19 protein-coding genes are annotated in these 25,176 nt (G+C 39.1%); 6 read left to right on the top strand and 13 right to left on the bottom strand.

The window, feature by feature from the left end; translation table 11 throughout:
* Positions 1-112 precede the first annotated feature (112 nt).
* Genes dinB through HCU67_RS02535 form a run of 3 tightly spaced genes read left to right on the top strand, consistent with a single transcriptional unit; the run spans position 113 to position 6,677 of the window.
* On the top strand, positions 113-1,327 hold the full coding sequence (dinB, locus tag HCU67_RS02545) for a DNA polymerase IV (RefSeq protein WP_168551035.1): 1,215 nt from the start codon (positions 113-115) through the stop codon (positions 1,325-1,327).
* A 1-nt stretch (position 1,328) separates the two neighbouring features.
* Entirely contained in the window at positions 1,329-4,349 is a 3,021-nt protein-coding gene (locus HCU67_RS02540; RefSeq protein ID WP_168552031.1) for a DNA polymerase III subunit alpha, read from the top strand.
* A gap of 27 nt (positions 4,350-4,376) precedes the next feature.
* Positions 4,377-6,677, top strand: a complete 2,301-nt coding sequence (locus HCU67_RS02535; RefSeq protein WP_168551034.1) for an FdhF/YdeP family oxidoreductase — start codon at positions 4,377-4,379, stop codon at positions 6,675-6,677.
* A 5-nt stretch (positions 6,678-6,682) separates the two neighbouring features.
* Here HCU67_RS02535 and HCU67_RS02530 read toward each other — a convergent pair whose 3' ends face one another.
* Genes HCU67_RS02530 through HCU67_RS02505 form a run of 6 tightly spaced genes read right to left on the bottom strand, consistent with a single transcriptional unit; the run spans position 6,683 to position 12,618 of the window.
* Positions 6,683-7,957 (bottom strand): aminotransferase class V-fold PLP-dependent enzyme, encoded by a 1,275-nt coding sequence (locus tag HCU67_RS02530; protein ID WP_168551033.1) that lies wholly within the window; start codon positions 7,955-7,957, stop codon positions 6,683-6,685.
* A 58-nt stretch (positions 7,958-8,015) separates the two neighbouring features.
* Positions 8,016-9,194 carry an acyl-CoA dehydrogenase family protein gene (locus tag HCU67_RS02525; protein WP_168551032.1) on the bottom strand — a complete coding sequence of 393 codons (1,179 nt, stop codon included), beginning with the start codon at positions 9,192-9,194 and terminating at the stop codon, positions 8,016-8,018.
* 54 nt (positions 9,195-9,248) lie between these two features.
* Positions 9,249-9,959 (bottom strand): tRNA1(Val) (adenine(37)-N6)-methyltransferase, encoded by a 711-nt coding sequence (locus tag HCU67_RS02520; RefSeq protein WP_168552030.1) that lies wholly within the window; start codon positions 9,957-9,959, stop codon positions 9,249-9,251.
* A gap of 1 nt (position 9,960) precedes the next feature.
* Positions 9,961-11,388, bottom strand: a complete 1,428-nt coding sequence (locus HCU67_RS02515) for a sulfatase family protein (protein WP_168551031.1) — start codon at positions 11,386-11,388, stop codon at positions 9,961-9,963.
* A gap of 50 nt (positions 11,389-11,438) precedes the next feature.
* Positions 11,439-11,972, bottom strand: a complete 534-nt coding sequence (rimM, locus tag HCU67_RS02510) for a ribosome maturation factor RimM (RefSeq protein ID WP_168551030.1) — start codon at positions 11,970-11,972, stop codon at positions 11,439-11,441.
* A 13-nt stretch (positions 11,973-11,985) separates the two neighbouring features.
* Positions 11,986-12,618: a 30S ribosomal protein S16 gene (locus HCU67_RS02505; protein WP_168551029.1), complete on the bottom strand. Its 633-nt coding sequence runs from the start codon at positions 12,616-12,618 to the stop codon at positions 11,986-11,988.
* A 256-nt stretch (positions 12,619-12,874) separates the two neighbouring features.
* Here HCU67_RS02505 and HCU67_RS02500 point away from each other — a divergent pair, with 256 nt between their 5' ends.
* Together HCU67_RS02500 and HCU67_RS02495 are read left to right on the top strand one after the other, a co-directional pair.
* Complete coding sequence (locus HCU67_RS02500; RefSeq protein WP_168551028.1) at positions 12,875-15,079, top strand: peptidase domain-containing ABC transporter; 2,205 nt, start codon at positions 12,875-12,877, stop codon at positions 15,077-15,079.
* A 3-nt stretch (positions 15,080-15,082) separates the two neighbouring features.
* The gene (locus tag HCU67_RS02495; RefSeq protein ID WP_168551027.1) at positions 15,083-16,393 is read left to right on the top strand and encodes an HlyD family secretion protein; all 1,311 of its coding nucleotides are present in this window, start codon (positions 15,083-15,085) and stop codon (positions 16,391-16,393) included.
* A 52-nt stretch (positions 16,394-16,445) separates the two neighbouring features.
* Here HCU67_RS02495 and HCU67_RS02490 read toward each other — a convergent pair whose 3' ends face one another.
* From HCU67_RS02490 to HCU67_RS02460, 7 genes are all read right to left on the bottom strand, one after another.
* Positions 16,446-16,637, bottom strand: a complete 192-nt coding sequence (locus HCU67_RS02490) for a class I lanthipeptide (RefSeq protein ID WP_168551026.1) — start codon at positions 16,635-16,637, stop codon at positions 16,446-16,448.
* A 202-nt stretch (positions 16,638-16,839) separates the two neighbouring features.
* The gene (locus HCU67_RS02485; protein ID WP_168551025.1) at positions 16,840-17,043 is read right to left on the bottom strand and encodes a hypothetical protein; all 204 of its coding nucleotides are present in this window, start codon (positions 17,041-17,043) and stop codon (positions 16,840-16,842) included.
* 178 nt (positions 17,044-17,221) lie between these two features.
* Positions 17,222-17,416, bottom strand: coding sequence for a hypothetical protein (locus HCU67_RS02480; protein WP_168551024.1), 195 nt, complete (start codon positions 17,414-17,416; stop codon positions 17,222-17,224).
* Positions 17,417-17,620: 204 nt separating this feature from the next.
* Positions 17,621-18,523, bottom strand: coding sequence for a thiopeptide-type bacteriocin biosynthesis protein (locus HCU67_RS02475; protein ID WP_210423603.1), 903 nt, complete (start codon positions 18,521-18,523; stop codon positions 17,621-17,623).
* Positions 18,510-20,780 (bottom strand): lantibiotic dehydratase family protein, encoded by a 2,271-nt coding sequence (locus HCU67_RS02470; RefSeq protein WP_168551022.1) that lies wholly within the window; start codon positions 20,778-20,780, stop codon positions 18,510-18,512. Before HCU67_RS02470 ends, HCU67_RS02475 begins: the two co-directional genes overlap by 14 nt.
* A 2-nt stretch (positions 20,781-20,782) precedes the next feature.
* The gene (locus tag HCU67_RS02465; RefSeq protein ID WP_168551021.1) at positions 20,783-22,048 is read right to left on the bottom strand and encodes a lanthionine synthetase LanC family protein; all 1,266 of its coding nucleotides are present in this window, start codon (positions 22,046-22,048) and stop codon (positions 20,783-20,785) included.
* Positions 22,049-22,084: 36 nt separating this feature from the next.
* On the bottom strand, positions 22,085-22,813 hold the full coding sequence (locus HCU67_RS02460) for a response regulator transcription factor (RefSeq protein ID WP_168551020.1): 729 nt from the start codon (positions 22,811-22,813) through the stop codon (positions 22,085-22,087).
* A gap of 266 nt (positions 22,814-23,079) precedes the next feature.
* Here HCU67_RS02460 and HCU67_RS02455 point away from each other — a divergent pair, with 266 nt between their 5' ends.
* Positions 23,080-24,756 carry a helix-turn-helix domain-containing protein gene (locus HCU67_RS02455; protein WP_168551019.1) on the top strand — a complete coding sequence of 559 codons (1,677 nt, stop codon included), beginning with the start codon at positions 23,080-23,082 and terminating at the stop codon, positions 24,754-24,756.
* The last annotated feature ends 420 nt before the right edge of the window (positions 24,757-25,176 follow it).

The raw sequence follows: 25,176 nt of genomic DNA, 5'->3' as shown, positions 1-25,176 counted from the left end.
AGTTACATATTGAATGGAAGTTAATTATAAGTTTTATTGATGAAATTATATATTGGAAATAATCCATAAAAAAGGAAATATTCCATAAATTAGCTATCCTTTTTCTGAACGAGTGAGTAAGACCATTTTACATCTGGATTTGGATACATTTTTTGTATCCGTAGAGCGGCGAATCAACCCTGAATTGCAGGGCAAACCCTTATTGGTCGGTGGTATCAGTGATAGGGGCGTTGTTGCGGCCTGCAGCTATGAGACCCGGGGCTATGGCATTCACTCGGGCATGCCCATGAAAATGGCGCGGGAGCTTTGTCCAGAAGCAACTGTGATTAAGGGCAATGCAGGTACTTATAGCAAGGTTTCCGATGAGGTCACCGAGATTATTAAAGAAGGGGTCCCCGTATTTGAAAAATCGAGTATCGATGAGTTTTATGCCGACCTGTCGGGTATGGACAAATTCTTTGGGGCCTATAAATACGCTACTGAGTTGCGCCGTAAGGTCATTAAGGAGACAGGAATGCCCATTTCATTTGGACTTTCAGTCAATAAAGTGGTCTCTAAAGTTGCTACTAATGAGGCTAAACCAAACAATCAATTGAAAATTGATTTTGGACTGGAAAAACCTTTTCTGGCACCACTTTCAATCAAAAAAATACCCATGGTGGGCGACAAGACCTATCAGACTTTGCGTAATCTGGGCATACGGCAAGTACGAACGGTACAAGAAATGCCGATGGATGTCATGCAACGCGTACTCGGGGCGAATGGTAGAGTGATTTGGAAACGTGCCAACGGTATGGATAATACTCCGGTAATTCCTTTTCACGAACGAAAGTCGATTTCAAATGAACGCACCTTTGACCGTGATACTATAGATGTGGTCAAACTCAAGGGCATTATTGTGGCCATGGCCGAGAACCTAGCCTATCAATTGAGACGGGGTGAAAAATTGACGGCCTGTATTGCGGTGAAGATCCGCTATTCAGATTTCAATACCTACTCAAAACAAAAGCGTATTCCGTATACGAGTGCTGACCATATTTTAATTCCAAAAATTATGGAGCTTTTTGATTCGCTCTACAGCAAACGAATGTTGGTTCGCTTAGTGGGTATTCGATTCAGTCACCTGGTCTCGGGCAATTATCAAATTAACTTGTTTGATGATACCGAAGAGGCCTTGAACCTCTATCAGGCAATGGATAGGGTTCGTAACCGTTTTGGCGACCGTGCCGTAATTCGGGCCTCAGCTATGGGTGCACGAACCATTGGCAGAATGCATAATCCGTTCAATGGACAACCGCCGATTGTACTGGCACACAGAAAGCAATGATATGTATCTGAATTGTCATACGTACTATAGCCTCCGCTTTGGAACCTTTTCTGAACAGGAGCTTTTGCAATTGGCACAAGAGAATCAGATAAAACAACTGGTACTCACTGACATCAACAACACCTCTGCTTGTCTGAATTTTGTGCGTGAAGCTCCGAAGTATGATGTGAGACCTATTTTGGGAATAGACTTTAGAAAAGGAGTGGAAACTTGTTTCATAGGTATTGCAAGAAATAACGCGGGCTACCAAGAATTGAACGAGTTGTTGTCGTACCACCTTCATGGCGATTTGAAAATTCCTGAAAGGGCGCCCATATTAAAAAATGCCGTTGTAGTATATCCTTTCGAAACGGTTTTGCTTAATGAATTGGATGGATTCCTCCCTCACGAATTTATTGGTATTTCGATACGGGATTTACGAAGGTTGCCTTTCTCACGCTTAAAAACGTATCGCGATAAATTGGTGGTACAGCAACCCGTAACCTTTCGAAACAAACGCGATTATAACGCCCATCGATTGCTTCGGGCCATTGACAATAATGTCTTGTTGAGTAAGCTTGAAGAATCTGAATTGGCCAGTGAAGAAGACCGAATGCATTCGTTGGAAAATTTGGTCGAGGCCTTTTCTGAATACCCCTTTATCCTTGAGAATACCCAGAAATTACTTGAACAGTGTAGTATTCATTTTGATTTTTCCACGAACCGTATCCCTCAAAATTTGAAATACTATACGGGTAGCAAAAAAGAAGACGAGGCCTTGCTCCATAAGTTATGTTACGATGGACTGCCCAAGCGCTACGAAACCATATCTGTAACCGTTCAGAATAGACTGGACAAAGAGTTGGAGCTTATCAAAAAAATGGGTTTTGTCTCCTATTTTTTGATTAATTGGAACATTATCTCGCATGCCCGCGAACAGGGATTTTTCTATGTGGGGCGAGGCAGTGGGGCCAATAGCATTGTAGCCTACCTATTACAGATTACAGATGTAGACCCCATAGAACTTGATTTATATTTTGAGCGCTTCATTAATCTCTACCGTGCCAACCCACCTGATTTCGACATCGATTTTTCGTGGCGTGACCGAGAGGCAATGACCCAGTACATTTTTGACCGTTTTGACCATGTGGCCCTGGTGGGTACCTACGTTACTTTTAAGTATAAAGGGGTTGTAAGAGAGTTGGGCAAGGTATTCGGACTGCCAAAAAGTGAAATTGATGCCCTTAGTAATGGCGTAGTATCGACACCGAAATCGGATAGTGTGGTTCGGCTTGTACTCAAATACGGAAAGTTGATTGAGGGCATGCCCAATTACGTGAGTGTTCATGCAAGCGGAATATTAATTAGTGAAAAACCGCTACACCATTTTTCAGCGACATTCATGCCCCCAAAAGGGTTTGCAACCGTACATTTTGATATGGTCATTGCCGAAGACGTGGGCCTATTTAAGTTTGATATTTTGGCCCAACGCGGACTTGGTAAAATAAAGGACACCCTTGGTATTGTAGCATACAACCAACCCGAAAAAGCAAATTTTGACATTCACGATGTGAAGCGCTTTTACAAAGACCCCATAATCAATAATATGGTAAAAACTGCACAGTGTATGGGCTGCTTTTATGTAGAATCGCCCGCTATGCGTATGCTGTTAAAAAAGCTCGAAGTGGATAACTACTTGGGCTTGGTTGCTGCAAGTTCGATTATACGGCCTGGAGTGTCAAAGAGTGGTATGATGCGTGAATACATTTTAAGGCATCGAAACCCGGGTAGGGCCGAACGGGAAGCCCACCCTGTGATGCTCGATATTATGCCCGAAACCTATGGGGTAATGGTGTACCAGGAAGATGTGATAAAAGTAGCGCACTTTTTTGCGGATTTAGACCTGGGAGAGGCCGATGTATTACGGCGTGGAATGAGCGGTAAATTTCGTTCACGGGCTGAGTTTGAAAAAGTCAAGGAAAAGTTCAGAACCAATTGTATTAAAAAGGGCTATGATGAACAGTTGATTGATGAAATTTGGTATCAGGTGGCCAGTTTTGCCGGTTATGCCTTCGCCAAAGGGCATTCAGCATCCTATGCCGTTGAAAGTTATCAAAGCCTTTACTTGAGAGCCTATTTTCCGTTGGAATATATGGTGGCCGTACTGAACAATGGTGGTGGTTTTTACCGGGCTGAATTTTACATTCATGATGCCCGAATGTTGGGGGCAACCATTCATCCGCCCTGTATCAATCAAAGTTATGGTGCCAATGTCATCTATGGCACCCATATTTATTTGGGCATGATGTACCTGCGCGAATTGGAAGAACGGGTCATGCAGCGCATCATTAAAGAGCGGGAAACCAATGGAAAGTTCACATCGCTGGAAAATTTCATTGATCGTGTGTTTATCTCCATAGAGCAAATCAGCATATTGGTTCGTATTGACGCTTTTCGTTTTACAGGCATCAATAAACACGAGCTGCTCTGGAAAGCACATATGTTATTGGGTAAAAGCAAGCGTATTGACCACCCAAAGTTGTTTCCCCCGAAACGGGGTAAGTTTAGAATTCCAAAACTGGATACCACGCCTCTTGAAACTGCCTTTGAACAATGGGAACTCTTAGGTTTTCCGTTATGTACACCTTTTGACTTGTTGAAAGAACCGCTATTAAGTAAAAACGGGCAACGTGATTTGCAGCGGTATCTCAACAAAAAAATTGACATCTATGGCTACCTGGTGACTGTAAAGAATACTAGCACCCATACGGGAAAGCGTATGTATTTTGCCACGCTCATTGACCAATATGGCGAGGTGTTCGATACGGTACTTTTTCCACCTGTAGCTGCGAAATATCCCTTTCGGGGTAAGGGTATTTATCGTTTTTACGGTAAGGTGGTCAGTGAGTTCGGTTTTCTGAGTATTGAGGTTATCAAAATGCAAAAGCAGGATTTTATTCAAGACCCGCGATATGCAGAGATGAAAACAAGTAGAAAAAAGGATATTACCAATCAGACAAAATCCAGGGGGAGAAACAAATAATGCCCGTATGAGGGTTATCTTTAGGGAATGGTTCATAAGAAACGAAACATCTCGCTAACGGGTAACATTGAATTCACGGGATTGGAACTCTCTGCTCCCTCTCAAACTGCGGCAGGTCTTGACGGGGTAACTGCTGCTTTAAATCATAGTTTTAAAGAGATGGGTGTACTCCGTTCAATGAAGGCCTTGGCCAAAATGAACCAAGAAGACGGTTTTCGATGCCCCAGTTGTGCCTGGCCCGTACCTAAAAACCCATCAAAGCTTGCTGAATATTGTGAGAATGGTGCAAAAGCCCTTGCTGACGAGGCAACTCGGGAATATGTGGATGCCGAGTTTTTTTCTCAAGTTTCAGTTGAAGAACTTTCCCTTTTAAGCGATTACGATTTAAATAAATTGGGCCGTTTGGTCGAACCCTTGGTACTCAGGGAAGGAAATGTACATTACGAACCAATTTCTTGGCAGGATGCTTATCAACTTATAGCCAAAGAACTAGGAAAACTCCAAAATCCAGATGAAGCGATTTTCTACACTTCAGGGCGCTCTAGCAATGAAGCAGCTTTTCTGTACGGAATGTTTGCCCGGGCTTTCGGCACCAATAATATGCCAGATTGTTCAAATATGTGCCATGAATCATCTGGAGTTGCACTCTCAGAAACCTTGGGTATTGGCAAGGGCTCGGTCAAAGTTGAAGATTTTTATGGGGCAGAAGTGGTTTTGGTAGTTGGTCAAAATCCAGGTACCAATCACCCACGCATGCTTTCGGCCCTGTCAGAATGCAAGAAAAATGGGGGAAAAGTAATTAGTATTAATCCTCTAGCGGAAACAGGATTGGTAAATTTCAAAAACCCCCAAAAAGTGGGGGATATGCTGGGTAGCGGTAATACTATGGCAGATATTCATCTACCGGTAAAAATCAATGAAGATGTTGCCCTTGCAAAATTGTTACTGAAAAAGTTAAACAAACTGGATGCTGAAAATAATCAGGTTCTCGACCATGGTTTTATTGAAAATTATGTCAAAGGCTATGATGATTTAAGAACTGATTTGTCGAAATATTCCGAAGAGGAACTTTTACAACGTACTGGGCTCGATTCAACATTGGTAGATGAGGTTGTTGAATTACTGGCGAATAATTCAAAAATTATTATTTGTTGGGCTATGGGGCTTACCCAACATAAGAATGCGGTGCATAACATTCGGGAGTTTGTCAATATTTTATTGCTAAAAGGATCTGTTGGAAAACCTTTTGCAGGGACATGTCCCGTTCGCGGGCATAGCAATGTACAAGGCGACCGGAGCGTCGGTATCATGCATTTCGTAAATGAAGGCTTGAACAATCGTATTCGTGAACATTTGAAATTCGAACCGCCTACAAAAAAAGGTGTTGATACGGTTGAAGCGATTCAAGCAATGCATCAAGGCAAGGCCAAAGTCTTTGTTTGTTTGGGTGGGAATTTTGTCATGGCAGCTTCCGACACAAGCTATACCTCCGAAGCCGTTCAAAAATGTGATTTGACTGTTCAAATCAGTACCAAATTGAACAGAAGTCATTTGATAACTGGTAAGACCGCTCTATTGTTACCCACCTTCGGTCGCTCTGAAAAGGATGTACAAAAAGGACGGTCACAGTTCTTGACAATGGAAAGTAGCACCGGAAAAGTACGGCGCAGTAAAGGATTGTTGAAACCAGTTTCGGGGCAATTAAAAAGTGAACCAGAAATCATTGCGATGTTGGCGCACACCTTTTTTGAGGGTCAACACCCTGTAGATTGGGAAAATTTGGCTTCTGATTACGAAGCCATTCGTGCCTTGATTGATAAAACCGTAAAAGGATTTCAGAACACCAGTAAAAATTCCAAAGGGCACGGTTACTATTTACCCAATAACGTGAGAAATTTAGATTTTAGCATGCTTCCTGATGGGAAGGCCCAATTGACTACAAATCCATTGCCGGACCTTAAATTAAAAAAAGAGGAACTGGTTTTAATGACCATTCGTTCTCATGACCAGTTCAATACTACTATTTATGGGTTGCACGATAGATATCGTGGAATTCACAATGAACGTAGGGTGCTATTTATGAACGAGAAAGACATGGAAAGCCGAGCGCTTAAAAAACGCGATGTGGTGAATTTAAAAAGTAGTTACAATAAAAAAATTCGTGTTGCTGAAAAATTCATTGTAGTCCCCTATGCAATACCGCAAGGAAATTGTGCAGCGTATTTTCCAGAGACCAACTTGCTCGTACCGATAGATCAATTTGCGGATAGAAGTCAGACGCCCATCAGTAAATCCATTAAAATCACTGTTGAAAAAGTGATTGCTTGAAACCCTTAGGTAGCGAGTTCTTTTAGTGCTTTAACAAGGTAATCAATGTCTTTTTTGGTGATATAAAGAGCGAAGGAAAGTCTCAAAGCATTTAACCCTTTGCTGAACATTGGTCGGCAATCGATACCGTATTCCTCCCAAAGTTGATTTTTAACATCATTAACGTCCTTTCCATTTACTTCAATCACTTGAATTGCCCCTGAAAGTTTATCTGAATCAGGGGTTTTTATTGTGAATCTTGAGTCCTTTTCAATCTTTGACCGGAAGTACGCTTTCAACTCAAATGTACGTTGGTGAATACGTTCACTGCCAATGGTATTGTGAAAGTCTATTGATGCCCCAAGACCCAAAACTTCCGGTAGGTTACGGGTATTGTAATTTTCCAATCGCCGAATGCTTGTGTCAGTATATCCACGGGCAACGATTAAGGGTTTTAAATACTGTTGACTTTCTTTTTTTGCATAGAAAATTCCAACTCCTTTGGGTGAAAACAACCATTTATGAGAACTGGCAGTATAAAAGTCGCAACCTAAATCGTGCAGATTGATTTGGAACATTCCGGCGGATTGGGCCCCGTCAACAGCTACCAGAATGCCTTTTTCATGTGCCATCTTTGAAACTTCTTTGACCGGTAGTATCATGCCATTGGTATTCACAATATGACACATTGAAATGACCTTCGTTTTTGGGGTAATGGCCTTTTTATAGACCTCGACCAAGTCTGATACCGTTTCAGGTAGAATTGGTAATTCTGGCCTTACCAATTTGATGCCTTTGGATTCTTGCCATACTTCCCAAGGTATTGAACCGCTTGCATGTTCATGATTAGCCAATATCACCTCATCGCCCGGTTTTAAATCAAAACTACGAGCAATCAAGTTCATGCCTTCAGTTGTGTTATGGGTCAAGGCAATTTCTTCGGATGATACCGAAAATAGTTTAGCAACTTTCTTTCTGACTTCTTCTTTCTCATCGTCCCAACCACCCCACATATATCGTGACGGAAACCCATCCAATGTATTTCTAAACGTATTGGTGGCCTGTTGTATGTGTGTAGAAGATGCTCCTAAAGAGGCGTTGTTGAAATAGTGAAGTCCTTCTGCAAAATTGAACTGTGATTTTATCAATTCCCAATAGGCTTCAGTGGTATTTTCAACATCGCTTAATCCTGCTGATTCCCATGTATTCAATAAATCAGCTCCAAATATGGGAACGGCAAAAGAACTTAGGGTTCCTTGGCTTACTTGCTTTAAGAACCTTCTTCGTGAAGCGGTTTTCATGCTCTTGTATTTAGTAACAGTTTTGCTAAAGTTACAAAAGCACTAAAGTCTTTTGGGTTTATTTGAAAGCTGGAATACCCGTAATATCAGCGCCAGTAATCAATAGATGAATATCGTGGGTACCCTCATAGGTAATCACACTTTCTAGGTTCATCATATGGCGCATGATACTGTATTCTCCAGTAATGCCCATTCCACCCAAAACTTGACGGGCTTCGCGAGCTATTTTGATGGCCATTTCAACATTGTTGCGTTTTGCCATTGAGATTTGGGCGGTAGTTGCCCGCCCTTCATTTTTTAGTTGGCCTAAACGAAATGCTAATAGTTGTGCTTTGGTAATCTCTGTTACCATTTCTGCCAATTTCTTCTGTTGCAATTGAAATGCAGCAATGGGTTTGCCAAATTGTACCCGTTCTTTAGCATAGCGTAGGGCGGTATCATAACAGTCCATAGCTGCGCCTATAGCTCCCCAAGAAATTCCATATCTGGCAGAATCTAAACATCCTAGTGGTGCTCCTAATCCCGATTTGTTCGGAAGAAGGTTTTCTTTTGGCACTTTGACATTGTCAAAAATCAATTCACCAGTTGCGGAAGCGCGAAGCGACCATTTATTATGGGTTTCAGGCGTAGAAAAGCCTTCCATACCTCGTTCAACAATAAGGCCGTGAATGCGCCCTTCTTCGTTTTTTGCCCAAACTACAGCAACATCTGCAAAAGGAGAGTTCGAAATCCAAAGTTTGGCACCATTTAGCAAATAATGGTCGCCCATGTCTTTGTATTTGGTTTCCATACCACCGGGATTGGAACCATGATTGGGCTCTGTTAAACCAAAGCAGCCCATCCATTCACCAGAAGCCAATTTTGGAAGGTATTTTTTGCGTTGTTCTTCGTTTCCGTAGGTAAAAATGGGATACATCACCAACGAAGATTGAACTGATGCGGTTGAACGAACACCACTGTCACCTCTTTCAATTTCTTGCATGATTAATCCATAGCTGATTTGGTCAAGTCCGGCACCACCATATTCCGCTGGAATGTATGGTCCGAATGCACCTATCTCAGATAATCCTGCGATAATCTGATTTGGAAATTCTGCCTTTTGGGCATATTCTTCAATAATTGGCGAAACATCACGCTTGACCCATTGACGGGCAGCATCTCTGACCAATTTATGTTCTTCAGACAATAGGTCATCTAAATTGTAATAATCGGGTGCTTCAAACAAATCAGGTTTCATGCAAAAAATTTTATCAAAGGTACTAACGAAATAAAACATTAGACCTTGTATTTGTTACATTTTTAAGTAAAAATCCTTAGTTAGATTTATATAAGAATCGGTGTATAGATGTCGCTCTTTCTCTATAACGAGTTCCTCGACTTTAACCTCGATTTTATTTTTAGAAAATTGAAGAAGGGATCTTTTGAAAGGAGAATTGTAATTGCCTTTGACATGGGTGATTTTTAGAGGGAATAGGTCATAACTAGAAGCAATGGAGCAAAAATCATCTTGTATTGCAAAGGGGACAACAACGGCGAATTGCCCTGAAACTGAAAGTAGTTTTGAAACTCCTTCCAATAAGACATCAAAGGGCAAGGATTGGCTTTGACGGGCTTTGTCACGCTCAAAATTCCTAGATGGCACATCTTCTTTATAAAACGGGGGATTCGAAATAATTAAATCGTAGGGTTCATCCATTTCAGCTATGAACTCCTGAAACGAAGCATGATAGCAAAATAGTCTATCGGACCATGGGGAAGCTTCAAAGTTTTCAACGCATTGTTCGAATGCGTTTTCGTCCAATTCAATAGCATCGATAAGTTCAGCCGTTGAACGTTGTGCCATTTGCAATGCAATAAGTCCAGTTCCGGAGCCGATATCAAGTATAGATTTTGGGTTGTGATCTAGAGAAGCCCATGCCCCCAATAAAACGCCATCGGTTCCCACCTTCATTGCGCAACGGTCTTGTTGAATAGTAAACGCTTTAAATCGGAATTCCTCCATTCTAAATTCTACCAGGTTCACGGGTTTCCTCACCCTCGATGTCGAGCAAAGCATCACCGAGTTCTTGGCGCTTTTTTTTGGCCAACGATTTGATTTTTCGAACAACATCTGGAAATTTTTCGGCAACATTTTGGGTTTCGCTGACATCATTTTCTAAATCATACAGCTCAATTTCTTCAAGATTGATAAATCGATAGTTACCCGGTTGACCATCCTTGCCAGGTTCTTGACCAGCCATGGTTCTATACCTGTGCGGGAAATACAGTTTCCATTTGCCATAGCGAACACCAAAGAGTTCGTTTACCCGATAATAGAAGAAGTATGCTTCTTGGGGACTCTTGCTACTTTCTCCTTTTAATAAAGACCAGGAACTTTTACCATCAATGCTTTGATCAGGAAGTTCCGCTCCAGTAAGTTCAGCTATGGTAGGTAAAAGGTCAATGGCCATAAGCGGTTCCTTAATTAATTTACCTGGGGCAATACTATCAGGATATTTCACGATAAAAGGTTCGCGTTGCCCACCTTCCCATGCAGTTCCTTTACCCTCTCGCAAAGGCCAAGCACTTCCGGCATGGTTACCATAAGATAGCCAAGGTCCATTATCGGATGTATAAATAACCATGGTGTTTTCTTCAAGCCCATTTTTTTTGAGGGCATCTAGAATTTGGCCAACTGACCAATCGAGCTCCATAATCACATCCCCATATAATCCTTTCTCGGATTTTCCTTTGAACTTTTCAGAGACGAATAATGGCACATGAGGTTGCGGGTGGGGGACATAAAGAAAAAAGGGATTGTCTTTATTCCGATTGATAAAGTCTATGCTACGTTCTGTTATTTGAGTTGTCAATTGAGACTGCTCGGTCAAGGTGTCAATGACCATTTCATTCTCATACAAATGAAGATTTGGAAAGTTGAAAATTGGTCCTTGTTGCGGGTGATAGGGCCACATATCATTGGAGTAAGGTATTCCAAACCATTCATCAAAACCATGCCGTGTTGGTAAGAACTTTTTATGATGCCCTAAGTGCCATTTTCCGTAAATAGCAGTCTTATATCCAATCGCTTTGAGCATTTCGGCAATGGTGGTTTCCGTAGCATTGATACCATGGGTGTTATCAGGTCCTAGTGCATTGTGAATTCCTATGCGGTTTGGGTAACAACCAGTCAAAAGTCCGGCTCTCGAGGCAGAACAAACAGCTTGGGCCGCGTAATAGTTGGTAAGTGTGATGCCATCTGCGGCCATTTGGTCCAAATTTGGCGTCTTAATAGCACTGCCAAAAATCCCGACATCGTTGTAACCCTGGTCATCTGTAAAAATGATTACAATGTTCGGAGGGGTTGGTTCTTTTACAACTTTCGTTTGAGTTGCATCAAACTTGCACGAATAACTAATTATTAGGCCTAGGAGGAAGACTAAATAGCGCATTATTGATAGCTAATTTCACTAAAGATAGAGATTAACTGATTCAGAAAATTTCACTCTTCTCCTAAATAGAGATCTATGAGGCCTTCAGGAGTTTGCACATGAACAGTTTTATCTTCTCGATTTACCTTGGTTATGATATCATCGGTAAGTGGAATGAGCAATTGCTTTTCTCCTTTTTGGACTTCGAATAAAACCTGTGCAGCGGAATCATTGATGGACTGTATTGTTCCAACATCGCCATGAACGTTATCCAGCATTGTAAAACCAATAACTTCATGATAATAAAACTGGTTTCCATCTAATTTGGGAAGCATTGTCAAGGGTAAATACACCCCTTTCCCTAGAATAGTATCAGCTGAAGCTTCATCTGATACATCTTCAAACGAAACGCGGAGTAATGTCGATTTGTGCAATCGACTTTTTTTAATGAAAAATGGAACCAAATTTTTGCCCAATTCGACAAAAACTGATTCCATTTCTTCATAAATCTCGGGTTCATCAGTATCCAATTTTAGGAGTACTTCACCCTTGAAACTATACTTTGATACGATTTTGCCCAGGTAGAAACAATCTTCCTTGCGCATCGTTACTCTTTATTTACTCTTTTGGAGCTTCTTCTTCAGTAGCATCTGCCTCAGGAGCAGCCTCTTCAGCAGGAGCTTCTTCAGTTTCAGCGTTTGCTTCAGTGGTAGCTTCTTCTGCTGGAGCCTCCTCAGTAGTGGCCTCTACAGCTGCTTCGCCTTCTGCGGCAGCCTCTTCAGCTACTTCTTCTGCCTCTGGTTCTGGCTGTTGCGCTTTAAGTCGAGCTTCGCTTACCTCTTTTTCAGCTTCCAAAGCTTTGGCTTTTGCATCGGCATCAGCTTTGCTTAAACCATCACGTTTTGCCTGAACCTTAGCTTCTTTATCTTCCAACCAAGCAGCAAATTTCTTTTCAGCTTCTTCTTCAGAAAAGGCACCTTTCGCAACACCTCCAAGTAGGTGTTTTTTCATCATTACACCTTTGTAGCTCAAAATTGCACGTGCAGTATCGGTAGCTTGGGCCCCGTTTTGCAACCATTGTACCGAACCATCAATATCTAAGTTGATGGTAGCAGGATTCGTGTTTGGGTTATAGGTACCCAATTTCTCTAAAAATTTACCGTCTCTTTTTGCTCGGGAATCTGCAGCAACGATCCAATAGAATGGTTTTCCTTTTTTACCATGGCGTTGCAGTCTAATTTTTACTGGCATATCACATTAATTTGTGGGGTACCCGACCCCGGTTATTAATTCTTTAATTTCAAAATGTCAATCGCTTTCGGGTAAAAGCGGGTGCAAAAATACGTTTAATTTTAGATTTTCCTACTATAAAGTGCCTAGAGTGTGCGCTACCTATTAAAATTCTTTCTTTTGGGTAAGGTCGGATATTTTGTATCCGAACTAAAGTGCCCTAGAAATGAACTTTTTTTCCTCGTGTAGAATATTCAGAATTGCTATCTTGTAAGTTATGCTTAGGACGCAACGATTTCCCTTTTACAGGCAACTTGACCAAATGGATTGCGGTCCTACCTGCATTCGAATGATTGCCAAATATTATGGTAGGTCTTTTCCCGTTGACTTTTTAAGAAGAAAGTCGAATATTACAAAAGAAGGGGTCTCATTAGGTGGTATTGCTGAAGCCGCTGAAACCATAGGCTTTCATACACTGGCCGTCAGTTTGGATTTTGAAACACTCGAAAAGGAAGTTCCACTGCCTTGTATTGCCCACTGGAGACAACGACATTTTGTAGTCATTTACAAAATAACCAAGGATCGGGTTTTCATAGCGGATCCTGCCCATGGCTTGGTAGATTACAGCAAATCGGAGTTTATCAAAGGGTGGATAGGTAAAAATGCCGACATAAATTCAGAAGGCTTCCTTTTATTATTTGAAACTACCCCTAGATTTTATGATCAAGATGAAGAAGAGGACAAGAAAATCGGGTTCAAATTCTTGACCTCCTATTTCAAACCCTATTCAAAATACATAACCCAGCTATTTTTGGGTCTTTTTGTTGGAAGTATCTTACAATTGATATTTCCCTTCCTGACCCAATCAATTGTGGATTATGGTATCAATTACCAGAACATCAATTTTATCTATTTGATATTAATTGCACAATTGACCCTTTTCGTATCGCAAACTACAGTTGAGGTTATTCGAAGTTGGATTCTTTTGCACGTTACCAGTAGAATCAACATCAACTTGATTTCCGATTTTTTAATCAAACTAATGCGATTGCCAATTGCTTTTTTTGACTCAAAAAATACAGGGGATATCATACAACGAATATATGATCACGATAGAATTCAAGAATTCTTATCAAGCACAACATTGAATACCATTTTCTCGGCCTTCAATATTTTGGTCTTTGGTGTGGTCCTGGCGTATTACAACATGCTTATTTTCTCAATTTTTATGATTGGGTCTCTGATTTATGTGGGCTGGACCCTACTCTTTTTGAAAAAACGGGCAGAACTTGATTACAAGCGTTTTGATCAATCAGCTGACAACCAAAGCAGTATCTACCAGTTGATTTCTGGTATGCAAGAAATAAAATTGAACGGCTCAGAACGTAGAAGACGATGGGAATGGGAGGCCATTCAGGTAAAACTTTTTAAAGTTTCTTTGAAGAGCCTGGCTTTAACACAAACCCAGAATGTTGGTGGCCGTTTCTTTAACGAGCTTAAAAATATCCTAATAACATTTGTGGCAGCTAAATCGGTCATCGATGGCAACCTAACATTGGGTATGATGCTTTCAGTTCAGTATATAATCGGTCAATTGAATTTGCCAATCAATAATTTCATCACATTTATCCAAACGGGCCAGGATGCTAAAATCAGCTTGGAACGTTTATCCGAAATCCACCAAAAAGACGATGAAGAAGACCGTCGTTTGGAACCCATAACGGAGTTGCCTGAAGACCTTAGTATTTCTTTGGAAAAGGTCAGTTTCCGGTACGGAGGTAAAAACTCACCAAAGGTTTTGGATAATATCTCGTTGGAAATTCCTGAAGGAAAAATAACGGCAATCGTTGGTGCAAGCGGAAGTGGTAAAACCACCTTGATCAAGCTGCTCTTAAAATTCTATGCTCCAACCAAAGGAAAAATTAAGATTGGCAATACCAACCTCAAAAATTTGGGCACCACCTTTTGGCGGAAAGCTTGCGGCTCTGTTATGCAAGACGGTTTTCTTTTTGGGGATACCATTGCGCGTAATATTACCGAATCAGACTCGGATGGTATCATGGATAAAAAACGATTGGCCCACGCCGTAGATGTTGCCAATATTGGAGATTTTATAGAACAACTACCGTCAGGATTCAATACAAAAATTGGTAGCGCAGGTACCAATGTGAGCGGCGGTCAAAAACAGCGTATATTAATTGCAAGGGCTGTTTATAAAAATCCAAATTACATCTTTTTTGATGAGGCAACGAGTGCGCTGGATGCGAACAATGAACGGACCATCATGGAAAAATTGGATGCGTTTTACAAGGGCAAAACAGCTGTTGTGGTTGCCCATCGTTTGAGTACGGTCAAAAACGCCGACCAAATAATTGTGTTGGACAAAGGAAAAATTACCGAAAGGGGCAGTCATGCCGAATTAACCAAAAAGAAAGGGCTTTATTACGAGTTGGTTAAAAATCAATTGGAACTGGGGCAGTAGGTTATGGAAGAAGAAGGATACAAAGCAAAAATTGAACATTTGAATGAACGGTCCGATCAAGTTCAGGAGATTTTGGGCCGTACACCCAATTGGATGATACGTTGGGGTACATCACTTGTTTTTGCCATTGTTGCACTCTTATTGGTGGGTTCTGCAATCGTCAGTTATAACGATGTTATACCCGCTGAAATCGTAATTACCAGCAAAAACCCTCCCATTTATTTAAAAGCCCGATCATCTGGTAGGCTAACCCAGGTACTCACGCAACCTGATGAGGTAGTTTCAAAAGGACAGGTTTTAGCCGAAATCGAGAATACCGCCTCTTACGAAGATGTGATTTTTCTACAAAAACAATTAGACTTGGTTTCGAATAAATTGATAAGTCTTGATTCGTTGAAGGCTGCTTTTCCTGCACAATTGAATTTAGGCGAAATGCAGGCCCTGTACGGAACTTTTCTTATCGCGTACCAAAATATGATTCTGTACCAAACCTTAGCTCCGAATAAGAAACAATCCGCCCTGCTTCGACAGCAACTGACTGAAGAACGTAAATTCTTGGCCAATCAAAAACGTCAACTTAAAATTTTTGAACAGAATTTGGCGCTGGCAAAAAGCAATTATGAACGAAACAAAAAGCTGTTCGAAAAAGATGTGATTTCAAGATCGGAATTTGAAAACGTGGAACGACGATTTTTAGAAGATCAGCAACGGTATGAAAGCATCAAGACGGCCATTTTTAGTTCTCAGATTTCGTTGAATGAGTTTACAAGTAATTTGACCAGAACAAATATTGAAGGCACGGAATTTGAAAACACCAATGCACAAGATTTACAAAATGCGGAACAAAATCTAAGAACCGCTTTAACTACATGGGATCAACAATATTTGCTTAGAAGCCCAATAGATGGAAAGGTTACTGTTTTTGATATTTGGGACCGGTATCAAAATGTAGATATTGGCGAGGTGCTGTTCACGGTGGTGCCCCATAAAATGGATGGAATCATCGGTAGGGTCTCGCTCCCGGTTCGAAATTCTGGAAAGGTAAAAGAAGGGCAATCCGTTTTGGTGAAGTTGGACAATTATCCCTACGAGGAATGGGGAAGCCTTAGCGGAAAGATTGAGAGTATTTCAGAGGTTCCGCTCCAAGGCGAAGAAACCGTTTACACATTATACATCACCTTAGAAAATTTAGAGACGTCTTTTGGTAAGACAATTGCATTCAAACAAGAGATGCAAGGGAGGGCAGAGATAGTGGTTGAAGAACTTAGTGTGCTACAACGCGTATTCTATGAATTGAGGAAAGTTTTTGACTGAAGTTAAAAGCCACCTAAAAAGGTGGCTTTACAATTTTCAAGAGTTAATACCCTTAGTAATCACATGCCCGGGTATCGTAGCAATGATCGGAATGATTTCCACACTCTGCATTACCAATGCAGGTTTCCATGGTTGGACAACCGATGTTGGTGTGCCATGAAGATCCACCATTCAATTGCTCTTTTTGGAAGTTGGAGATAACTTTTTTGTTCAGACTCAACCCAATTTTCTTACTTTTTTTCATAATGATATATTTAAATTAATCACTTTAAATTAGATAGTATTGAAAGAGAAATCGGGTAGAAGAAGTGTAAAAAAGAGGAAGCTTTTATTCCTTATTAATTCTTAAAAAATGTAACTATAATTGCAATTCATCATTAAACCGATATTCTTTTCCTGATAAAAAAAAGCTGCTTTTAAGCAGCTTGTTCATGTGAATTGTAATTCTAATTGTCGTTACAACCACCAATAAGTTCTTCACTTTGTTGGCATCTGTTACCTTGAGTGAAACCACCGCCTCCACCTCCGCCACCGCATTGAATTCCCGGCAAAGCGGAAATTCCTGTTAATCCGCCTTTTATGGAAGTAGATTTAAATTGAGAAATAATTTTTTTGTTCAAAGACAATCCAATTTTTTTACTTTTTTTCATAATGATATATGTATATAATTACTTGTAAATTAGGACTTTGTAAAATAAATATCAGGTTAAATAAGTTCATAATACTGGTACTTTTTATTCAGAATATTTGAAATTCAGTTGAACTTTTTACATTAAAAAAGGCTTCTTTTACAAGAAGCCTAGATAAATAAGAAATTAATAAATCTTCTTATTGGTCATTGCAAGTCGCTTGACTAAGACAATAATCTCCTTGTAAACTTGTACAATCTTTAAATTCAGTATTTACACATCCTTGACTACAGTATGTCCATCCACGAGTTGCTCCTCCTTTAATCGTACTTTGTTGGAAATTAGAAACAACCTTTTTGTTTAATGAAAGACCGATTTTTTTACTTTTTTTCATGATAATAAATTATAAGTTATACAACATGAAAATAGAGCGGTTAATCCGGAATGGAAGGGTTTAGAATTGTACAATAAGTACACTATTTTTTCCCAATAAATAGTCAATATTTAATTAGGTCGTGATATTTCTATAAACTGCAAGTTGCAGTAGTGAACATAGAGCGAAATCACCTAGGTATTTATATTCAAAAATCACCAACCTTTAAGAATTGACCATTAATTTTGCTTCCTTTTTTTGCCTAGCATAAACCGATTTATAAAACCGGTACAAAAAATCATAACAAACCATTTCATTCAATCGGTTTTTTGATTTGAATAAGCGGTTCATCAACATATGGATATAGCTGTTCAGCAGTTGATTTTTTGAAAGTTGCAATTGATTTTTTCGCTCTATTTCCAATAGCTTTTCTGCAATAGGAGAAACAGTACAAGTGAACTGTTCCAGAATATCCAAAATGGGTTGGTAATCGGGATTTGATTGCTGTGTAAAACTCATGAATTCATCAATACCCGCTCGTTCTTTGCGGTATTTGTCGTCCAACTGTTTTTTAAGGGGTCTCGACATGTTAAATTCCTTGCCGAATCCAATTTTTAAATCTTCCAAAAGCTGTAGCTTTTGTGCAATAGTGTAACCAAAAACCTTTACTAGGGTGTCTATGGCACGTAGACCATATAACCACCGCAATCGTTCCCCTTCATCGCCTTCAATAAGACTTAAAAATTTCGTAGTTGCAATACTGTCAAAGTGAAATAGCGATTCTGATAGTTCAATGGTGTTTGCTCCATAACGTTCAAGTTCCCGGTTATAGGTATCAAGTTGTACTTTCCAAACGATATCTTGTTGCGATAAAGGCTGTAAAGCTTCAAAGATAGGATTCATTATTTCAGACACTGAAATGCCATGTTCAACTAAGAATCGCAAGCGTAAATGATGTTTAGGGTCGGCATATCTTATAAAAAACCATTTCTGAATGAGTTGCTTCTCTAATAATTCTTCAGCAATAGGTAAGATTACCTCGGTCAAGATGGTGTCCGACATTTTTGGTCCCGAATAGATTTTATAATAAATCCATTCGCTGCCTGGTATAAAACTACGCTGCACCATAGAATTCTTTTTTCATTTGGGTTGCTTGAAGGTGCTTTTCTTCGTTGAAAAATGAGACCACAACTTGGTTTGTAAAATACCCCCTTTTTGAGGTAACCAGTTCTCCTTTGTCATGCAAGAATTCCTTTAATGTAAAGGATGGTCGATTTTTTACCGTTTCCAAAAGCATTTGTACCGAGGTTCGATTTTCCAGATTGATCAGCAATTCATTATCACCATCTGCAAGTAGCACATATTTTGGGAGTCTTCTGGTCTTTTGAAAAGCTAGCATTTCTTTCGCAAATCGTTCGTTGTCTTTTTTATGTGTGATTAAGGGTTCAATAGACTTTTTTTGCACGCGCCAAGTGGCATCGTGTATAATTAGATTACCATATTCCACCCTGGGTAGAAAGTCGAACATTCCTGATAATGGACCGAAATTGAAGCCGATCGCGCCTCGAAGACCTTGGGTCTGTAAATCGGATAAAAAGTGATAAATGGGTAAGGAGTTTGCAGCGTAATTATGTGCGTTGGTCAATCTTGGCAGGACTTCCATATTGTATTTTTTTGACCTTAAAAGTATTCGATTGCCCTTGACTGAAATAAATAGATCCTCCAAAGTCAATTGTTGTTCCTCTGGAAGTATGGATTTTGCCAAATATGGAATTTCATAGCCCCGAAAACTCGGCCGCATTAGAATATTGCCCACTCGTGCCTCTGGCAGATGAACAATCTCTGCAATCAACTTATTGAAATTCAATTCGGTTTCTTTTGTTATAATCTGTTTGGTGTAGTTTGTAACTGTGCTCTCTTCATGGCAAAACCGCCCCAATAGATTTGCAGCTGAAGAACCCCCGCCGCCACTTAATACGATTTTGGTTTGCTCCCCATCTTGAATAAATTCAGTCATTATGGAAAGTGTACTTGGCGTATCGGTCCAATTTGCTTCGAAATCTTCAAAATCAGCATCTTCCAGTGAAATAACATGTTCGTTATTATCTCTGGCCTTAGTAATTTTTTGGAGTAATTTTTTGTGAATGGTATTTAGTTTTAATTCGTCTTCGGCAAAAGGATTTTCAGCCTGCGGTATAAATAGATCATCAACTAATGGGTTTACATCCCCATTCCCTGTGTTTTGAAGATACCCAATACCAGTTTCAACATCCAATACATGGCATAAGGGCATTTCACGTTCTTCATACCGTTCTTGAAACGCCTTTTTGAATCGTTCCAAGTTGTTTTCCTTGACTTTGGGGGTAAGCTTGTTGAAAAGAAGTAAGGCACGCTCAATATGCTTTAGATGTTCTTTAGATATGGTACAGCTTTCCACATTTGGTTCGAGATCGGTTTGGAAGAGATATTTCAATTCGAAACTTGTGGATTCTTGTTTTAAAAATTGACTCAATTTTAGGTATTGACCTGGTGAGTTCCCCAATTTTGAGTCCAATTGATTAAAGCGATTAGAAATTTGTTTCAAAAATTCGATTTCGGCCTCGCAATTTTGAAGGGGTTCCAAGACATTCAACATTTGGTTGACGAATGGGGGACCGCTAACTGAAGGTTCAAGATTACTGGTCAAAACTTGACTATCCAATAGTTCATCTATGAATGCAAGGGCTTGTTCTTCTGAGATTTCATCATCAACCAAGGCATTCGAAAGCACCTCTAATTTTGCACCCGAAGTAGCAATTTGCAGAATCTTACTTAAGTAGTGTGAATTATCTATCTCAACTATATGGTGATGCCGTCTACTTTCTGCATAATAGTATTCTATATAGCGCAATTGGTTACCAACAGTATACAAGCTTGAATTGGGAAAATAACAAAGTTGGGTTTTGATATGTTCCTTCTTGGCCAAGTCTTGTGATAGGGCAACCAGATAGTTCATATCGGGCCTTGTAAACCTTTGGTAATCGCTAGGATTATGTAGTGCTAACTGCGTTTTCTCCGCGAAACTTCCAATTGTGCAACCCGCGAACAATCCAAAGGGTGTACATCGCGAACTCATTCTTGAAAGATATTTTAATAAGGAGAGTATTACCCGTTGTTCTTTTTTGGGTTCCAACTCATCTTTTTGCCATTTATCCAATTCAAAGTATAAAGTGGGCGATGCTAGAAAAATGGCTTCTTTAATAATCTCTTGTGAAAATGCTTCTTTCAGTTGGTCAACCGAAACTTCACTTTTTTCGGTCAGACCGGTATAGAACTGAAATGGAAGTAATGGGGTTCGAAGAACGAATTTATCGAATGCTTGTAAAGGTGTTTTAGAATTACCCATTTTTAGCGCAACATTAAAGATTCATCCCACTTGCTTTCCGATTCGGTCAAAAAGTCCAACATACTAAGTCCAATTCCAGAAATACCCTCTAATAGATTTCTTTTAAATTCATGTTTATTTTCCATTTGTACCCACTGTTTATAAGGTTGGTTATCATCTTTAAAACGTCTTTTTAGGCCATCGTCCAACCAATAAGCTGCTGTGGCCAAAAACTGTTCCTCATTAAAACCGAACCCCAATTGTTGGAAAATATGGGCGTTCCCAAAAGAACCGTGGCAATAGCCCGCATCAACAACATAACTGCTTTCTTCGGTCTTTCTTAGACTTGCTTTTAACAGGAGTTCTTTGGCCTTCAGTTTAAGCTGTGGTTTTTGTTGTATACTACTGCTCCATTGGATTGCCTTGCCAATCCCCAAATCACCATAACACCATGCCAATCGACTATGATAAAATGGATTTTCAGTTGGGTTGATCCAACTTGGGAATTGAGAAATGCCCTCATCGGTATTTTTTTCGCAGCTTAAGATGTACGTCGTTGCTCCTTCAACCAAATTTTGAACCCGCTCTTTTTCAATTCCGGCTTCGTGAATCTTAAAAAGCACATAAACAATACTGCTCATACCATGGGATAAACTCAAGTTGTAGCCTTTGGTTCCAATCTCTGAATTTAGGGTCGATTTCCACTTTAGACCGTTTCTGTCTTTTTCGGCTAGATTTTCAAGATCGGATAAAAGCTCAATTATGATCTCTTTATAGTGCTCTTTAGTTTTCGAAGAAGTTTTCGGACTGTTAAATCGCTTAATAAAATAAATCCCATAACCAAGGGCACCGTGAAGAGCATCATAGTAGTTGTTTTGAAAATCCAGCTTCATTTGTTGGTGAAGGAAATCGTCAAAAGGGGTTAGCAGTTCATCTAAATCTAAATCTATAAAATCAAGATTTTGCAACAATTGTAATGTCCACCCAAAACCAGCAATACCGTTGCAATATGTTGTGTACGAGTATCCTTCATTGATTCGTTCCATGCAACGTGTAATTATTTCAACACCCGTTTCTGAATAGGAATCTTCATCAAAATAATGGGCGCAATAAAATTGAAAAAGAGCTACCCCGGCTAGGCCGCCAAGAACTCCTATATGTTCTAATTCTTCATAACTGTTTTTGGTGATGATGGCCAATTGTTTGACTTGGGCTTCTAATTCCAACCGCTTTTCTTTTGAAATTGAACTTCCAACTTCCTTAGGCTGTTCTACAGAATTATTTATCATGGTCATTATGAATTGGAATGTTACTTTTTTTAATCTTTAAATGATACCAAGCTTTTTTGCTTGATGAATCAATCCCCAAGCACTTTTTTCTTCGACGCCTAATTTTTCTTTGAGAATTCGTTTTTGTTTCTCGACTTTCGATTTTGACCAAGGCAGGTAGTTGGGTATTTCTTTGGATTGTACACCAGTTGACAGCAAATACAGAAACTTACGCTCTTGAAAGGAAATACCATTATCCTTAATGAATTGATTTTTTATCACCTTTAAAACGGTTGGGGAATAAAAAGGTACGCCGCTCAAGACTTTTTGAATAGCAAAAATGAGCTTGTGCTCGCAAATTTCATTTTTTAAAACCATCCCTTCAGGGTTTAGTGACTTCAAAATTGTCTGTAATCTGTAATCGTCATTGAGACTTGTCGCGACAAGAATTTTTGATTTTGGCCAGTGTCCCCTGATCAATTTTCCGAGATCTTCACCATTGAAGATATCCTTTTCAGGATAATTTGGTAATCCGATTTCCAATAAGATTAAATCGAAAGAAATTGACGAATTGTTGGTTACCACTTCGTAAACTTCCCTGCAAGAATTTAGAGCGGTAGTTTTAATTTTAGGCAAATACCCTTCTTTAAAGGCCTCATCAACCAACATGCTATAGGCTTTGCAAGTCAGTTTGTGGTTGTCAACAATCAATACATTCAAGGCTCCAATAGTATCCAAATAGGGTACAATCTTCTTGGAGCCGTCAATTGTTATAGAATCGTTCATCTTCAAAGGGGTGTTCAAAATGCTCTCATTTCCTTACTAAGTTGAATCAATTCTTCTATAAATGCAATTGAAACATCCCCAGATTTATAAATTAAGAGTAACTTTTTTTTGTTATCTTCAACTAGATTAAAATCCTGACTTCAGGTCAAAAACACAACCATTGCTTTTTTACGTAAGACCTTTATTTCATAGGTTGAACAAACCCTTGTTTTTTTAAAAATGTTTATAAGCAGTAATCATTACTTATAAATTATTGAATTATCATTTTGAAAAAAGTAAAAGAAATTCTTTTAGCCTGCCTTCTCTGTTTAAATTGTGTCACTGCGCAGAACGATTTGAGTTCGGAATCTTTCGATGAATTATTAAATAAAATCTATGAAAATGAATCAAACGATTCAATTCAAATGATTTACATAAATGCTTATTTGAACAAGGCCAAATTGACAAATGATTTTGATGAGTTATCCATGGCCTATTATATGAAGGGGGTTTATGTGGAGTATCCAAATTCTTTGAAATACCTAGATTCTGCAATTACCATTGGTGAGGGCAAAAAATCTAATAAGTTCCTCCCACATATATGTCTTGAGTATGGATATGCATTGTTTAATAACAGTCGATATTTTGAGGCTTTTCAAAAGTTCATTCAAGCTAAGAGAACCTCAGATTCTTTGGGTTTAAAGAACATTTCGTTTAATGCAAATACCAATATCGCTTTTTTAAAGCAAATCTCGGGTGATTATGCAGGAGCAAAAGACATTTATTTGGAGAATTCCTATCTAGCAAAATCTTTGTTCAAGGGGGAGGACTTAAAGGAAGAAAGGTTGCTCAATTATCAAGAATTGGCCTATGCTTATTTGATGATAGATCAATACGATTCTGCTACATATTATAACAGATTGGGTTATTCGTTAAGTAAAAATTACCCTAACAAGACATATCCGGCAATATTTCAATTGGTTGAGGGAATTAATCAATTCAAGAGGGAAAAATTTCAGTCGGCTTATGACAGTATCATAAAAACAGAATCGTCATTTATTGAAGAAGGAGATTCAATTAACCTTGCTTTTGCATATCTATACTTAGGAAAAATTCAATTCGAAGAAAAAGATACCCTTTTAGGGGAAAAAAGCCTTTTAAAAGCGTACGATGCCCTTGGAAAAAATCCAGAGAAAATTTCTGAATTGGGCGAAGTGTATAAATTATTGTGGCAAATCAACAAGAAGAGAAATAACAAACAAAAGGAATTATTTTACTTGACAGAATTGATTGAATTTCAGGAAGCTATAAAGCAAGAATACAATGAGCTTTCACCCGCAATGATCAATGAGTTTGATATTCCAAAATTAGTTGTTGAAAAAGAGGCCGTTATCACCAGTTTAAAAGAGACAAATAAGTTAAAGACCCAAGGTGTACGTGCCTTAATTATTGGATTGGTTTTGGTAGTGGCTTTTGCAATTTTTCAATTGGTAAGAAGACGGTATTACCAAAACAAACTGGATGAAATCATTCATAGTCTTGAGCAAAAGTCTGTTGAACATAAAAAAGATAAAAAAGTTGAATTGGATGGTATCTCAGAGGAAGTGCTGGATGAGATTTTAAAGAAACTATCGGATTTTGAAGCTAAAAACCAATTTTTAGATGCCAATCTGACCTTAAGTGGATTGGCAAAAAAATTAAATACCAACAGTAGTTATTTATCAAAGGTGGTCAATTTGCACAAAAACGAAAATTTCAGCAAATACCTTCGCGGATTACGAATCGATTACATCACCAAAGAACTCATCAAAAATGAAAAAATTCGGAATTTTACAATCAAGGCAATTGCCATTGAAGCCGGCTTTAATAGTGCGGAAACCTTTTCAAAATCTTTTCGAGAAAGTAATGGAATGTATCCTTCGAGATTTATAAAACAGTTGACAAAAAAAGGTCTTGATTTATAAATCTCGGGTAATACTCGAGATTTTGCGTCTCATAAATACCTATTTTGTAGGAACAAATTAAAGTTATACACCATGAAACAAGCAAAATTGAAACTTAACAAGTTAACTATAGCGAAATTGAATAATACCGACAATGTAATAGGCGGTGCACGAGGAGAGGATACTTATGACTCCTCATATTGTAATACTAGGCTTAATACTCGTCGAAGTAGTGTTCTTTGTCTAAAAACTACCAGGTGTTGATTAAGTTATAATCAATTACATGTTCTATATAACAGAAAAGATGCTCAAGAGTTATGTTTAGAGGCGGTTTTACCGCCTCTATTCTTTTAGAAACATCTTATTATTGATAGAGAATTAAGCGACTTACCTCTTTTCGGTTAATAAGTACTAAAAACTCCTTTACTGAATAGTAAAGCT

The sequence above is a fragment of the Croceivirga thetidis genome (assembly GCF_012272815.1).
GTDB lineage: Bacteria > Bacteroidota > Bacteroidia > Flavobacteriales > Flavobacteriaceae > Croceivirga > Croceivirga thetidis.
This window is presented reverse-complemented; position numbering and strand designations above follow the sequence as displayed.